11 protein-coding genes are annotated in these 14,684 nt (G+C 65.9%); 6 read left to right on the forward strand and 5 right to left on the reverse strand.

What is annotated here, in order from left to right; translation table 11 throughout:
• The first annotated feature begins 15 nt into the window (after positions 1-15).
• The 4 genes from NKF27_RS09100 (at position 16) to NKF27_RS09115 (ending at position 4,731) form a co-directional block, all read left to right on the forward strand.
• Positions 16-1,143, forward strand: coding sequence for an enoyl-CoA hydratase/isomerase family protein (locus tag NKF27_RS09100; protein WP_253556170.1), 1,128 nt, complete (start codon positions 16-18; stop codon positions 1,141-1,143).
• Positions 1,144-1,202: 59 nt separating this feature from the next.
• Positions 1,203-2,111, forward strand: coding sequence for a 3-hydroxyisobutyrate dehydrogenase (gene mmsB, locus NKF27_RS09105; RefSeq protein WP_253556172.1), 909 nt, complete (start codon positions 1,203-1,205; stop codon positions 2,109-2,111).
• A gap of 137 nt (positions 2,112-2,248) precedes the next feature.
• Complete coding sequence (locus tag NKF27_RS09110; protein ID WP_045994918.1) at positions 2,249-3,430, forward strand: acyl-CoA dehydrogenase; 1,182 nt, start codon at positions 2,249-2,251, stop codon at positions 3,428-3,430.
• Complete coding sequence (locus tag NKF27_RS09115; RefSeq protein ID WP_301271188.1) at positions 3,427-4,731, forward strand: CaiB/BaiF CoA-transferase family protein; 1,305 nt, start codon at positions 3,427-3,429, stop codon at positions 4,729-4,731. Before NKF27_RS09110 ends, NKF27_RS09115 begins: the two co-directional genes overlap by 4 nt.
• 136 nt (positions 4,732-4,867) lie before the next feature.
• On the opposite strand, the gene NKF27_RS09120 is transcribed toward NKF27_RS09115, so the two are convergent.
• The 5 genes from NKF27_RS09120 to NKF27_RS09140 form a co-directional block, all read right to left on the reverse strand.
• Entirely contained in the window at positions 4,868-5,977 is a 1,110-nt protein-coding gene (locus NKF27_RS09120) for a DUF1513 domain-containing protein (RefSeq protein ID WP_253556174.1), read from the reverse strand.
• 4 nt (positions 5,978-5,981) lie between these two features.
• On the reverse strand, positions 5,982-7,133 hold the full coding sequence (locus tag NKF27_RS09125) for an imelysin family protein (protein ID WP_253556176.1): 1,152 nt from the start codon (positions 7,131-7,133) through the stop codon (positions 5,982-5,984).
• Positions 7,130-8,560, reverse strand: coding sequence for a di-heme oxidoredictase family protein (locus NKF27_RS09130; protein WP_253556177.1), 1,431 nt, complete (start codon positions 8,558-8,560; stop codon positions 7,130-7,132). Before NKF27_RS09130 ends, NKF27_RS09125 begins: the two co-directional genes overlap by 4 nt.
• Positions 8,561-8,687: 127 nt before the next feature.
• Entirely contained in the window at positions 8,688-9,968 is a 1,281-nt protein-coding gene (locus NKF27_RS09135) for an imelysin family protein (protein WP_253556178.1), read from the reverse strand.
• A 278-nt stretch (positions 9,969-10,246) separates the two neighbouring features.
• Positions 10,247-11,080, reverse strand: a complete 834-nt coding sequence (locus NKF27_RS09140; protein ID WP_045994921.1) for a pyruvate, water dikinase regulatory protein — start codon at positions 11,078-11,080, stop codon at positions 10,247-10,249.
• 417 nt (positions 11,081-11,497) lie between these two features.
• On the opposite strand from NKF27_RS09140, the gene ppsA reads away from it, so the two are divergent.
• Together ppsA and NKF27_RS09150 are read left to right on the forward strand one after the other, a co-directional pair.
• Positions 11,498-13,870 (forward strand): phosphoenolpyruvate synthase, encoded by a 2,373-nt coding sequence (gene ppsA / locus NKF27_RS09145; protein WP_253556179.1) that lies wholly within the window; start codon positions 11,498-11,500, stop codon positions 13,868-13,870.
• Between the two features lie 172 nt (positions 13,871-14,042).
• Positions 14,043-14,582, forward strand: coding sequence for a hypothetical protein (locus NKF27_RS09150; protein ID WP_253556180.1), 540 nt, complete (start codon positions 14,043-14,045; stop codon positions 14,580-14,582).
• The last annotated feature ends 102 nt before the right edge of the window (positions 14,583-14,684 follow it).

Raw genomic sequence — 14,684 nt, forward strand, 5'->3', positions numbered from 1 at the left:
GCAAGGAGCCAAACAATGAGTCACGACCTGGTCAGATTCGAACGCCGCCCGGCGGCCGGCGGCGGCTGCATCGGCATCGCCACCCTGAACGCGCCCAGGGCCTTGAACGCCTTGTCGCTCGAGATGATCGAGCTGCTCGACGAGAAACTCGAGGAGTGGGCCCGGGACCCCGATGTTCACGCGGTATGGCTGGATGGTGAGGGTGACAAGGCCTTCTGCGCCGGTGGCGATGTGGTGGCGCTGGTGCGAGAGCTCAAGCGTGAGCAGGAGGCCAAGCGCGATGTCGGCAGCTATGCCAGCCACTACTTCTCCGCCGAGTATCGCCTCGACTATCGGCTGCATGCTTATCCCAAGCCGTTGCTGGTGTGGGCGGATGGCATCGTCATGGGCGGTGGACTCGGCCTGACCGCCGGTGGCCGGCATCGTCTGGTGACCGAGACCACTCGGATCGCCATGCCGGAGATCACCATCGGTCTGTATCCGGATATCGGGGCCAGCTGGTTTCTCAACAAGATGCCGCCGGGGGTCGGGCTCTACCTGGGCCTTACCGGTGCCAGCATCAACGCCAGGGACGCCCTTGACCTGGGCATGGCGGATCGTTTCGTGCCGCGCGAGCGGCGCGACGAGCTGCTCGCGCGGCTCTGCGACTGCCACTTCGCCCCCGGCCACGTGGATGACGCCGAGGCGCTGGTGTGCGACGTACTCGGTGAATTCGAGGCGCCGGAGAAGGCTCCCGGGGCGCAGGTCTGGCCGCATCTGGATCACATCACCTCGCTGACCCTCAAGGGCCGCGTGGAGGACGCCGTGGCTGCCATCCTGGGCGATGATCGCGACGATGACTGGCTTTCGGCCAATCGCGCACGACTCGAGAAGGGCTGCCCACTGACCGCGCACCTGGCCTGGCGGATGCTCGAGCGACATCGCCACTCCTCGCTGGCCGACGCCTTCCGCGACGAGCTGGTGGTGTCGATCCAGTGCAACGTGCTGGGCGACTTCGCCGAGGGAGTGCGCGCGCTGTTGATCGACAAGGACAAGTCACCGCAGTGGCGGCATCGAGACGTCGCAAGCGTAGGCAGCGCCGATCTGGCGGCGATGTTCGGAGCCCCCTGGGGCAACGGTCCCGGGCCACTCGACGACCTTTGATCGCCGCTTGACGCGACAGCACAACAATCACAATTCGTTAGATAGCCAGGAGACATCTTATGCAAATCGCCTTTATCGGCCTTGGCAACATGGGCGCGCCGATGGCCGCCAATCTGGTCGGCGCGGGCCACCAGGTGCGGGTCTTCGACCTGGTCGAATCGGCCATGGCGACGCTTGAAGAGCAGGGCGCGAGTCGGGCGAGTTCCGCCCTGGAGGCCGCCGAAGGCGCCGAGGTGGTGGTCTCGATGCTGCCGGCGGGGGCGCACGTCAAGGCGCTGTACCTCGGCCGTGACGGTGCCGAGGGACTGCTTGACCAGCTCTCCTCGCGGCCCTTGTTGCTCGATGCCTCCACCATTTCGCCGGACGATGCCCGGCTGGTGGCGGGCGAGGCCGCCAAGCGTGGTCTGGCCTATCTCGATGCGCCGGTGTCCGGCGGCATCGGGGGCGCCAAGGCCGGCACCCTGACCTTTATCGTCGGTGGCGACGCCGACGCCTACGAGCAGGCCCGTCCGGTACTCGAGGCCATGGGCAAGAACCTGTTCCACGCAGGCCCAAGCGGCAGCGGCCAGGTGGCCAAGATCTGCAACAACATGCTGCTTGGCATCCTGATGAGCGGTACCGCCGAGGCGCTGTCTCTGGGTGTCAAGAACGGCATGGATCCGGCCGTGCTGTCGGAGATCATGAAGCAGAGCAGCGGCGGCAACTGGGCATTGAACGTCTACAACCCCTGGCCCGGGGTGATGGAGGGTTCCGCCGCCTCACGTGACTATCAGGGCGGCTTCTTGACCGACCTGATGGCCAAGGACCTGGGGCTTGCCTGGGAGCTGGCGCTTGAGTCCCGCGCCAGCGTGCCGATGGGTTCCCAGGCGCGCAACCTGTTCGCGCTGCACAGCGCCCAGGGCAACGGCGGTCTGGATTTTTCCAGCATCCAGTCGCTGTACCGGGCCGGCGAGCCGTCCGGCCAATAGCCTGGCTGACGACGTTCGGGCCTCGTCGTTCGACGTCGAGGCCCGTGATTCGTCATCGCTCGACCAAGGTGGGGGTTGGCAAGACCGACCATTAGGTCTACATTTGGTGAAAATGTAGAAATTCTGGAGCCCCCGCCATGACCAGCATCACCCCCGTTACCTGGGAAGATCCCTTCCGCCTCGTCGATCAACTCGATGAGGAAGAGCGTATGGTCCAGCAGACCGCCCACGACTACTGCCAGGAAAAGCTGCTTCCCCGGGTGCTCGAGGCCAACCGTCACGAGCGCTTCGATCGCGAGATCATGAACGAGATGGGGGAGCTTGGACTGCTCGGCGCCACCATCGATGGCTACGGCTGCGCCGGCATGAACTACGTCAGCTACGGCCTGATCGCCCGTGAGGTCGAGCGGGTCGATTCCGGCTATCGTAGCGCCATGAGCGTGCAGTCGAGCCTGGTCATGTACCCGATCCATGCCTTCGGCAGCGACGCCCAGCGCGATCGCTACCTGCCGAAGCTTGCCAGCGGTGAGTGGGTGGGCTGCTTCGGTCTGACCGAGCCGGACCATGGCTCCGATCCCGGCAGCATGTCGACCCGGGCCTATCGCACCGACTCCGGCTGGCGCCTGAACGGCACCAAGACCTGGATCACCAACTCGCCGATCGCCGACGTCTTCGTGGTCTGGGCGCGGGACGAGGAGGGGGTGGTCCGCGGCTTCGTGCTCGAGAAGGGCATGCCTGGCCTCAGCGCGCCCAAGATCGAGGGCAAGTTCAGCCTGCGCGCCTCCATCACCGGCCAGATCGCGATCCAGGACGTCGAGGTCTCCGACGACCAGCGTCTGCCTGGCGTGCAGGGCCTGAAGGGGCCTTTCTCCTGTCTCAACCGCGCCCGCTACGGCATCAGCTGGGGTGCCATGGGCGCCGCCGAGGCCTGCTGGCACGCTGCACGTGACTACACCATGGAGCGCAAGCAGTTCGGCCGCCCGCTGGCCGCCAATCAGCTGATCCAGAAGAAGCTCGCCGACATGCAGACCGAGATCGCCCTGGGCCTGCAGGCGTCGCTGCGGGTGGGGCGGATGATCGACGACGGCCAACTGGTGCCCGAGGCGATTTCGCTGATCAAGCGCAACAACTGTGGCAAGGCGCTGGATATCGCCCGGGTCGCCCGGGACATGCACGGCGGCAACGGCATCAGCGACGAGTACCACGTCATCCGTCACGTCATGAACCTCGAGGCGGTCAACACCTACGAAGGCACCCATGATGTGCATGCCCTGATCCTCGGGCGTGCCCAGACCGGCCTGCAGGCCTTCACCGGGTGAGTGACACCGCCATGCACCAGGCAGACAGCCCAGCGGAGGCCGGCGCCGGCAATACGGCAGGCGGTAGCGGTCCAGGCGAAAGCGCGCAAGCCGCCAGCGCCGCCAGGCCGCTCGAGGGGGTTACCGTGCTGGACATGTCGCGGGTGCTGGCCGGCCCCTGGTGCGGCCAGCTGCTCGGCGACCTCGGCGCTCGGGTGATCAAGATCGAGCACCCCGGTCGTGGCGATGACACCCGCGGCTGGGGGCCGCCCTGGCATCAGGGCGAGCCGATCGACGGTGATGCCGTCGAACGCCAGGCCGCCTATTACCTCTGTGCCAATCGTGCCAAGCAGTCGCTGGCGGTGGACATCGCAAGCGCGGATGGCCAGTGCCTGATCAAGGCGTTGGCCAAGGGCGCCGACATCGTGCTCGAGAATTTCAAGGTCGGCGGGCTCGCTCGCTATGGCCTCGACGCTGCCTCGCTGCGAGAGATCAATCCGGCGCTGGTGGTGTGTTCCATCACCGGCTTTGGCCAGACCGGCCCCTACGCCCACCGGGCAGGCTACGACTTCATGATTCAGGCCATGGGCGGCTTGATGAGTCTGACCGGCGACGCCGACGGCATGCCGATGAAGACCGGAGTGGCGATCACCGACGTGATGACCGGGCTTTACGCCACCGTGGGGGTGCTGGCGGCATTGCATCGCCGGCGCGAGACCGGTGAGGGCAGCCACGTGGACCTGGCGCTGCTCGACGTTCAGGTGGCGACCCTGGCCAACCAGGCGCTCAACACCCTGGTCAGCGGTGTGGCACCGCAGCGCTTCGGTAACGCTCATCCGAATATCGTGCCCTACCAGGCGTTTGCCTGCCGCGATGGTCATCTGGTGCTGACCGTGGGCAACGACGCCCAGTTCGCCCGCCTGGCTGAGTTGCTCGGGCACCCCGAATGGGCCGAAGGCGACTACGCCACCAACGAAGGACGGGTCGCCCATCGCCAGGATCTGGTGGCCTTGATCCAGGGTATTCTGAGCGGCGGCGAGCGCGATCACTGGCTCGCCGAATGCGAGGCCCGGGGGATACCGGCGGGGCCCATCCATACCTTGCCGGAAGTGTTCGCCGATCCTCAGGTGCGTCACCGTGGCATGGCCCGGGAGATCGACGGCGTACCCCAGGTCGCCAACCCGCTGCGCTTCGATGGGGCCAGTGCCACCGCCGAGTCCGCGCCACCACGCCTTGGTGAACACAGCGACAGGGTGCTGACCGAGATGGGGTTGTCGGAGTCCGATATTGAGCGGCTGCGCAGGGAAGGCATCATCCGCTAAGCCCCCCCCCAGCAGTACCCGAGTGCATAACGGCCAGGCCCGAAGGGGCCTGGCCGTGTTGTTGGCGCGGTCGTTGATGGCAGGGGCGACGTATTGATGGTCGACGGCCCGATGGCCGATAACCCGCGGGTGGTGATCAGGTCAAATGGTTGTCCCAGCGCAGCGGCAAGGCGGCCAGTTGGTGATGGCGGCCGCCATCGTCTATTCGGTGGACCTCGCCACTGCCGGTGGTGACCAGATAGCCTCCGGCGCCGTCGCAGCGCAGTCCTGCGGCATCCTCGATATCGAATTGTGCCAGCGGCTCGCCGCTGGCCCTGCCCAGCACCAGCACCTTGTTGCCTCGGGGAGCGGAAATCGCCGCACTCGGGCGTACCCGGCTGGCCGCCACGCTGGCGGTGTACTGGGCCAGCCGCGCTTGCAGAGGTGAGGGCAGTACCTGCTCGCTGAAGCTGCCGTCCGGCGCGCGCCTGGCGATCAGCGGATGGTCGGTCTCCCACTCGGGACCCTGGAACTGGTAGCCGGCGATGATGGTGCCGTCGGGGGCGATATCCAGATGGCGACAGCTCAGCTGGTGGTGGGACGGTCGATGGCGTTCGCGGATCTCGCCACTGTGGCGATCGAGCAACAGCAGGGCGGGGTCCATGTCGCTGAGGTTGAGCTTGGCCCGCCCGCTGTCGGGATGGGTGCGGATGCCGCCCAGCGCCACCACCAGGGTCTCGCCATCGGGCATCAGACCGATCTCGTGGGGACCGATGCCGTCGAGAAGGTGGTCGCCTACATGCCGGTAGTCGTGTTCGGCGTCGTGCACCTGAATCAGCCCCATGGCGTCGTCGATGCGATTGGCGGTGACGTAGAGCCAGCGTCCGCTCGGGTCGAACACGCCGTGGCCGTAGAAGTGCCGTCCCGGACCTGCGCTGATCTCGAGCGCCGATGTCTGGCGCCTGGCGTCGAGCACATGGAAGCGGTGGCCCGGGCGTCGGGCGAACAGCACGACCTCATCACGACCCGGTCTGAGGCATCCGCCGTGGCAGCGCTCGGGGCTTGGCAGCAGAAAGTGGCCCGCGCCGTCGCGGCGCAGCCCAGCCAGATGGTGTCCACCGTCGCTGTCGTCCACCGCGCTGAAGTACCACTGCCGGCGGCCGTCATTGTCCAGCGCCCACAGGCTGGCCGGAAGGCCAGTGGCGGCCATTCCCAGCAGCGACGCCTTGAGCAGGCGCCGCCGGGACAGAGAAGGAAGTGACGCCACCGGGTCAGTCTCCGTCGCTGGAATTGAAGCCCTTGACCACCCCCAGGGCGGGGGCGATCTGATCATCGAGCAGTGCTCGCAGCTGGGCCACCTCCAGGTAGAGGGTCGCCAGCGCTTGCCGCGATGACTGGTGCTCGGGTTCGCCATCGATACTGTCATCGAGAGCATCGACGATGCCCCCCTCGATGGCTTCGGCCTGTTCGAGCGTGTCCTCAAGCTGGCGAGCAAAGGCGTCGCCCAGTTCGGCATGGCCGGCCTGGTCCAGCCAGGTCGCAAGGCCCGGCTGGAAGTACTGCTCCAGGCCGGCCAGGCTGGCGGCCGCCAGGGCCACCGACTGGCCACTGCGCCAGGCTTCGGCGCGATAGGCGTTGGGCGCGGCGCCCATCAAGCCGAGCGGCTCGCCGAGGCGCTTGTCCTCCAGAATCTCGAGAGACTGCATCGCACCGTGCAGGGTCGCCTCGTTGTAGCTGTCGGAGGCCAGGTAGTGCGGCGCAAAGGCCTGCCAGTCGGCCACCACGGCGTCGCTGACGGCGACCAGATGCTTACCGATGGCACCGGTCAGGGCGCAGGGCAGGGGATCGCCCAGTGAGCGGCCGGCCATCACGTCGTCGTAGAGCAGCACTTCAAGGGCAGGGAAACCCTGCTCGGCGACACCGGCCTCGGCGATGTCGTCGGCGCTGACGGGGGTGTCCTGGCGCAGTCTGGCGCCGACGCGGGTGCCGACAAGATTCTTGGCGTCAGGCCAGAACTGCAGCTGCCAGGCACGGCTATCGACCTCGATCGGCCCGAAATCCACGAAGCGCACCGCTTGCCAGGCCTGGTAGGCCGCAAGCCACTCACTGCGCAGCGCCGGTCGGTCGACCTCTGCCTCGCCGCAGCTCGCCTCCAGGCGTTCGGCCAGTGTCTGGGTCCGGCTTGCCAGTTGCCGATAGCCAAGCCCGATATCCTGATGCCAGACGCTGCGCGCGGTGTTGGCGCCGTCGGCGTCTTGAACGGTGTCGGCGGGGACGTCGGTGGCCTTGCCGGAGTTCGTGCCAGTCACCTCGTCAGAGCCCTGGGCCTGGGCGGTGTCGGGTCCGCCAAACGTGAAGCCGGCGGTCGCCAGCAGCAGGGCGGCTGCCAGGGCGCTGCCCGAGTGTCGTGAAGAAGTCGTCATAAGGAATTCAGGAAGTCCAGTAGTTGTTGGCGCTCACGCGCCTCGAGCGCCTGGTAGGCATCTCGTGAAGCGTCGGCCTCGCCGGCGTGCCAGAGGATCGCCTCTTCCAGGGTGCGCGCCCGTCCGTCGTGCAGGAAGCCTGCCTGGGGGTTGACGCTCTGGGCCAGGCCGAGCCCCCACAGTGGCGGGGTACGCCACTCGTTGCCGTCGGCCTGGTACTCCGGGCGACCGTCGGCGAGGCCTTCGCCCATGTCATGCAGCAGCATGTCGGTGTAGGCCCACAGGGTCTGACCGGCCAGCTCGGCACGCTCGGTGTCCTCCGGCGTGGTCAGCGAGGGGCGATGGCAGCTGGCGCAACCAAGAGAGTTGAAGTGGCGGGCGCCGGCCTGAATCTCTGGCGAATCCATGTCGCGTCGCTCGGGTACCGCCAGGCTCGAGGCGTAGAAGGTGATGAAGTCGGCGACCTCGTCACTGACTTCGGGATCGCCGCCATCGGGGAAGTCCTCGCAGCCCTGGCCCGGCATGCAGTCGGTGCTCGCGGCCAGGCGCGAGGTCAGGCCCATGTCACCGGCAAAGGCGTGCAGACTCTGCTGCTCCACCGTGGGTTCGCCGGCCTTCCAGCCGAAGCGGCCCAGCACGGTGGTCTGCTGGCGCACGTCCCACACCCGGTTGGGCCGGCCCGAGATGCCATCGCCGTCGGCGTCCTGCTCATCCGCCCAGGCCAGGATCTGCGCCTCGTCGACCACCTCGAGCAGGCCCAGGCCGATCATCGGCGGGGCGACCCGGGGGGACGTCAGCAGATTCTCGGGCAGCTCCCCGTAGGCGGGCTTCTCGATGGAATAGACGGGCGCCGCGAGCACTACGTTGTGTCCGTCGTCGAAGCTGATCTCGCGATCCTCGAGGGTGCGTACCATGTCGGCTTCCGGCGTGGCGCCGGGAATCGCCGCGGTCTGGAGTTGGCGCCCGTAGTGGGGCACCGGAACGGCGCCGGTGCGCCGAACGATGTCATGATCCTCGTCGCTTTCGGCGGGCAGTGACAGGCGCAGGAACAGTGACACCGGCGCCTCGCCAGGGGCCGGAGGGTGACCGCGGCCGTCCTTGATATGGCAGCCCTGGCAGCTGTTGGTGTTGATCAGCGGTCCGAGGCCGTCACGGGCATCGGTGCTGGCCGGTGCCACCACCCAGGGGTTGCGGAAAAAGCTGTTGCCGACGCTGAAGTCCAGGCGCTTGGTCATGCTCATGTTGCCAAGGGGCAGCGAGTAGGCGTTATGGTCGAATTGGCTGACCGAGCCTTCGCCACCCGAGCGTGGGTCGTTCTGGATGGGCGGCTCGCCGGCTGGCTCGTCGTTTGCGCTGACCGGCGCGCTGATGACGAGGGCCGCCAGCAACGCTGACAGAGTCGGGAGGAGCGACGGAAATTGACGCATCTGGCGTTTCCTTGAAACAGGTGAGCCGCACGTGGACCGTGCGGCTTCTTGGGGCGAATGACTCTCATTGCATCATTCGCCAAGGCGTTATCACCTGATCTGGATCAAGCGGGGTCCAGTGACCGGGTCAGAAAGTATGACCAGCGTCGTCGGGCTGCAGCGAGGTGACGCCCAATTCGCCTGCGGCCTGTTCGATGGAGCCGGTCTGGGTGACCAGCGCCAGGATGGCATCGTTGACGATGGCAGCGCCCTGATCATTGCTCGGTGCAATCATCATGTCGAAGGTCATCGGCGAGTCGCTGCGCTCGGCGGTCTCCTTGAGGGTGCCGAGCGCGTCCATGGAGGCCTCGATCTGCTGCTCCAGGGTCTGGGCCAGCTCGCTGTCGCGCTGGGCCAGCAGGGCTTCCACGCCGGGGCCTTCCAGAGTGGTGCCGTCGATGCGCTGGTAGCTGCCGGTGTAGACGTTCTGGATGCCCTGACCGTTGTAGTAGTGCGAGTTGTGAGTGTTGTCGCTGAAGCAGTCGTGCTCGTCCTCGTAGGAGTTGGCCTCCAGCGCGACCTTCATACGCTCACCGGCGAGCTCCCCCAGTGACAGTGAGCCCATGCCGAAGAGGATGCGGCGCAGGCCTTCTTCAGCCGGTTGCGCGGTCAGTTCGCTGCGGTAGTTGTCGCCGTCTACCGGCGCCCACTGGGCGACCATCCATTCCAGGTCGTTGATCAACAGCTGACTGGCTGCCTTCAGATAGGCCCGACGGCGGTCGCAGTGGCCGTTGCTGCAGTCTTCGCCCTGAGCGAAGTCGCTGGCGGGGCGCTCGCCGGCGCCGGCCTCGTAGCCGTGCTGATCCTGGCCCCACAGCAGAAACTCGATGGCGTGGTAGCCGGTGGCCACGTTGGCCTCGGAGCCGCCGATCTCGTTGAGCTCGGCCAGCAGCTCCGGGCTCAGGGTACTGACGTCGATCTCTTCGCCGCCGACGTTGATGCGCTCGGAGGCAATGATATTGGCGGTAGCGCCGGCGTTGCCCAGCTCGTGCTGGTAGCCGTCCTGAGCGACGTAGTCGATCATGCCTTCGTCCAGCGGCCAGGCGTTGAGCTGGCCTTCCCAGTCGTCGACGATGGCGTTGCCGAAGCGGAAGACTTCACTCTGCTGGTAGGGCACCCGCGCCTCACGCCAGGCCTTCTTGGCGGCGGCCAGGGTCTCGGGGGTCGGCGCGGCCAGCAGGCTGTCGATGGCCTCGTCCAGCGCCTTGGCCGTCTTCAGCGCGTCGCTGTAGGTGGTGTGGGCGAGATCGGTGTAGTGGCTCACCACCGCCTCGGCGGTAACGTCTTCGGCGGCGACGTGGCTAGACACGACAACGGCACTGGCGGCAATGGCAAGCGCCAGGGGACGGCGGACGAGACGGGAGATCATGGGGCGTTACCTTTTCTCAGGGCGGTTATTCTTGCGCGGCGACGACAGGTAAGGGATGGCTGCGCCGGGAAGTCCACTACGGAAAGAAATAGTAACGAGATTGACTATCATTGCAAGTCGCTGGGTGCGCTGGAACAGGCCGGAGCCTTGTGACTCAGCCTTATGCCCAAGCCCACGGACACTGCGCTGTGATGCAGCCGAGCAGGGGCAGCGGCCCGACGGGGAGATGGCGGAAAGGGGGCACCTTTCCGCCTTGTACCGGCGGACGCAGGCGGGCGTCAGCGTGGTGAGAAGCGGCGGTTGATGCCGGTCTCGGCGATCATGCGGGTGGAGATTTCCTCCACCGAGAAGCGGGTGGCATCGATAAAGGGGATATGCAGCTGGCGGAACATGGATTCGGCCTGGGCGACCTCCTGCATGCACTGATCCATGCTGCTGTAACGGCTGTTGGGGCGACGTTCGTGGCGGATGGCGGCAAGCCTGCGCGGGTCGATGGTCAGGCCGAACAGCTTGTGGCGCTGCTTGGCCAGTACCGGCGGCAGCTTCAGGGTGCCGCTGTCGTCCTGGTCGTCTTCGGTCAGCGGGTAGTTGGCCGCGCGCACCCCGAACTGCAGCGCCAGGTACAGTGAGGTCGGCGTCTTGCCGCAGCGTGACACCCCGACCAGGATGACATCTGCCTGGTCGTACTGGTGGGTTCGGGCGCCGTCGTCGTTGTCGAGGGCGAAGTGTACCGAGTGGATGCGGTCCATATAGACATCGTCGCTGGAGATGGCGTGGGTACGCCCGACGCTGTAGGAGGAGTGGGTGTCCAGCTCGCGCTCCAGCGGCTCGAGGAAGGTCGAGAAGATGTCGACCTTGAAGCCCGGTGCCTGGCGAATCACCGCGCGGATCTTCTCGTCGACGATGGTGTCGATGATGATCGGCTGCACGCCGTCGCGCACGGCGGTGGCCTCGATGATGCTGACCAGCGAGCGCGCCTTCTCGATGGTGTCGATGTAGGGCTTGGTCAGCTTGCGGATGTCGACGTTCTCGAACTGGGCCAGCAGGCTGCGGCCCAGGCTCTCGGCGGTGATGCCGGTGCCGTCGGAAATGAAGAAGGCGGTTCGGGTCATGACGATTCCCTTGAAGACAGTGATGGCATTGTCCGTTTACCGCTGCGGTGAGACAAGTTGTCGCTGTTCCAAAGTAAACCTAAGGCGGCACAGGCGTCCCCGACTACAAGATAGGCTGGCTTTCGATCAGCCTCTGAAACGGGACCTGGCGGTGGGGCCGAGCCAAGCATTCGCGCGCCTTTCAGGTACTTTGACGCCAGCATCCGACGTCGCGATTTGCGCGCCCTGGCGGAGACCTCGATAGCGGCGTCAGGGCGCTGACTACAGGAATCGTCGATTTCCCTCGGGTGTTGTAAAAATCCTCCAGTGACTTCGCTCTTAGACCAATGGCGAATATGGTGAGGCGCTGATAGAGTCGCCAGCATCCAGTCATGACGGCGCGTCACGGACGAGGTCGTCGACATCCAAGGGGGTCACGTGGACAAGTACATTCTGTGGTTTGATCAGCTGGGCATGAACGACGTCGAGCGAGTCGGGGGCAAGAATGCTTCCCTGGGCGAGATGATTTCCAACCTGTCCGGCGCGGGCGTCACGGTGCCTGGCGGTTTCGCCACCACCGCCGAGGCCTATCGCGAGTTTCTCTCCCACGAGGGGCTCAACGATCGAATCAACCAGGAGCTTGCGCGTCTCGACGTCGATGACGTCAATGCCCTTGCCGAGGCCGGCAGCAAGATTCGCCAGTGGGTCATCGATACCCCGCTGCCGCCGGCCTTCGAGGCCGCCCTGCGCGAAGCCTACGAGCTGATGCTAGGCAAGCATCCCAACCTCAAGGTGGCGGTGCGCAGCTCCGCTACCGCCGAGGATCTTCCCGACGCGTCCTTCGCCGGCCAGCAGGAAACCTTCCTCAATATCGAAGGCTACGACAACATCAAGCGGGCGGTGCACGAGGTGTTCGCGTCCTTGTTCAACGACCGCGCGATTTCCTACCGGGTGCACCGTGGCTATGCCCACGAGAACGTGGCGCTGTCCGCCGGCGTGCAGAAGATGGTGCGCTCCGAGACCGGGGCCAGCGGCGTGATGTTCACCCTGGACACCGAGTCCGGCTTCCGTGATGCGGTATTCGTGACCTCGTCATGGGGTCTCGGCGAGACCGTGGTGCAGGGCGCGGTGAACCCTGACGAGTTCTACGTCCACAAGACCACCCTGGCGGCAGGCCGCCCGGCGGTGCTGCGGCGTAACCTCGGCTCCAAGCTGATCAAGATGGTCTACACCGGTGATGCCAGCGCCGGCAAGTCGGTGGAGACCGTGGATGTGCCGCTGGCCGATCGTGGTCGCTTCAGCATCAACGACGAACAGGTGATGGCGCTGGCGCGCCAGGCGATGACCATCGAAGAGCACTACGGCCGTCCCATGGACATCGAGTGGGCACTGGATGGTGACGATCAACAGCTCTACATCGTTCAGGCACGCCCCGAGACCGTGGTGTCCCAGCAGGAGGGCGGCTCGCTGGAGCGCTTCCAGCTCAAGGAGAAGGGGCGCACCCTGGTCACCGGTCGCGCCATCGGTCAGCGCATCGGTCGTGGTGCGGTCAAGGTCATCCTGAGCCCGGACGAGATGGACAAGGTCAACGCCGGGGACGTGCTGGTCACCGACATGACCGACCCGGACTGGGAACCGATCATGAAGCGCGCTTCTGCCATCGTCACCAACCGTGGCGGGCGCACCTGTCACGCGGCGATCATCGCCCGCGAACTGGGTATCCCGGCGGTGGTGGGCTGTGGTGACGCCACCGACGTGCTGCGCGATGGCCGCGAAGTCACCGTGTCCTGCGCCGAGGGCGATGCCGGCCACGTCTACGATGGTCTGCTGGAGTTCGACCGCAACGTCACCAGCGTCGATGCCATGCCGGACATCCCGTTCAAGATCATGATGAACGTGGGCAACCCGGATCGCGCCTTCAGCTTCTCCACCCTGCCCAACGCCGGTGTCGGCCTGGCGCGTCTGGAGTTCATCATCAACCGCATGATCGGCGTTCACCCCAAGGCGCTGCTGGAATACGACACCCTGCCCAGCGAACTGCAGCAGACCATCGATCTGCGTATCGCCGGCTACGACGATCCGGTCAGCTTCTACGTCGACAAGCTGGTGGAGGGTATCTCGACCCTGGCGGCGGCTTTCTATCCGGAGCGGGTCATCGTGCGCATGTCGGACTTCAAGTCCAACGAGTACGAGAACCTGATCGGCGGCAAGCTCTACGAGCCCGGTGAAGAGAACCCGATGCTCGGTTTCCGTGGTGCGTCGCGCTACATCTCCGAGAATTTCCGTCCGTGCTTCGAGCTCGAGTGTCGGGCGATGAAGCGGGTACGCGACGAGATGGGCCTCGACAATGTCGAGCTGATGATTCCCTTTGTGCGTACCACCGAAGAAGCCAGCGAAGTGGTCGACCTGCTGGCGGCCAATGGCCTCAAACGCGGCGACAACGGGCTCAAGGTCATCATGATGTGCGAGCTGCCGGCCAACGCCCTGCTGGCCGATGAGTTCCTCGAGTACTTCGACGGCTTCTCCATTGGTTCCAACGATCTGACCCAGCTGACCCTCGGTCTCGATCGGGACTCCGGTATCGTCGCGCACCTGTTCGACGAGCGGAACCCGGCGGTCAAGAAGCTGCTGGCCATGGCGATCCAGGCCTGCAAGGCCAAGGGCAAGTACGTGGGGATCTGCGGCCAGGGGCCGTCTGACCATCCGGAGCTGGCCAAGTGGCTGATGGAGCAGGGCATCGACTCGGTGTCGCTGAACCCGGACGCGGTACTGGAGACCTGGTTCATGCTGGCCGGCGAGACCATCGGCTGACCGCCACCATGCTGTGAGACGGCGACACGATCGCCTGCCTGTCGACGCCGCGGACCTTCCGCGGCGTCGTTGCGTTCAGCGGGTGTACGAAACTCGCTCAATCGCCTCGAGGGGCTCCCCAAGTGCCCGCTAACTTGGCACCATGGGAAGCTTTTCTTTTCAGGATCTTGTGATGGCGTATCTGTTGGTCATGGGCAGCGTGCTGTTGTCCATCGGGGTGTGCCTGGGCTGGGCCTGCTGGTCGCTGGGGCGCTGGACCCTCGGGCGGCTGCTGCCAGGGGGACGTCAGACATCGGGCGCGGCAACACAAAAGACGAAGCCACGACCCAGGGCCCGCAGTCGCAGCGATGCCCCGAACAAGGCCCCGAGCAAGGCCCAGGCCAAGCCAGAATCCGGGCCGGCGCCGAAGGCCACACGGGGCAAGGCTGCTTCAGCAAAGGCGACCAGAAACAAGGAGCCGACGCCGCCCTGGGCGCTGACTCGGGGCCTGTCACGCTGTGGCTCGGCGCTGCCGCTGGGCCTGCTGATGGCGTTGATATACGGTGTGGTGCGCCTGGCCGAGAAGGGCATGGCGGCCAGGGCCGAAAGCACCCCTGAGGGGTATCACCAGTTGGTGTCGGTGCTCGGTGTGACCGCCGTGGCGTTGCTGGCGCTGGCACTGGTCTCGTGGTTCTGCCGCTGGCGGCTTGATCGTTACGAGCGCCGGCAATGAATCACAGCCTCGGTCGTCGGCGGTAACGATGGCTGGCAAGCACGAGCAAGGCACCGTGTGTGCGTGCCGTCTCGACGTCCAGGGCCTATGCTGAATCAAGCA

Source organism: Halomonas sp. DN3 (genome assembly GCF_024137905.1).
Taxonomy (GTDB): Bacteria; Pseudomonadota; Gammaproteobacteria; order Pseudomonadales; family Halomonadaceae; genus Halomonas; species Halomonas litopenaei.

Bases quoted from the DNA above. Each gene is read 5' to 3' on its own strand.
- NKF27_RS09100 (WP_253556170.1), top strand. From the start codon at position 16: ATGAGTCACGACCTGGTCAGATTCGAACGCCGCCCGGCGGCCGGCGGC.
- mmsB (WP_253556172.1), top strand. From the start codon at position 1,203: ATGCAAATCGCCTTTATCGGCCTTGGCAACATGGGCGCGCCGATGGCC.
- NKF27_RS09110 (WP_045994918.1), top strand. From the start codon at position 2,249: ATGACCAGCATCACCCCCGTTACCTGGGAAGATCCCTTCCGCCTCGTC.
- NKF27_RS09125 (WP_253556176.1), bottom strand. From the start codon at position 7,133: ATGACGACTTCTTCACGACACTCGGGCAGCGCCCTGGCAGCCGCCCTG.
- NKF27_RS09130 (WP_253556177.1), bottom strand. From the start codon at position 8,560: ATGCGTCAATTTCCGTCGCTCCTCCCGACTCTGTCAGCGTTGCTGGCG.
- NKF27_RS09135 (WP_253556178.1), bottom strand. From the start codon at position 9,968: ATGATCTCCCGTCTCGTCCGCCGTCCCCTGGCGCTTGCCATTGCCGCC.
- NKF27_RS09140 (WP_045994921.1), bottom strand. From the start codon at position 11,080: ATGACCCGAACCGCCTTCTTCATTTCCGACGGCACCGGCATCACCGCC.
- NKF27_RS09150 (WP_253556180.1), top strand. From the start codon at position 14,043: ATGGCGTATCTGTTGGTCATGGGCAGCGTGCTGTTGTCCATCGGGGTG.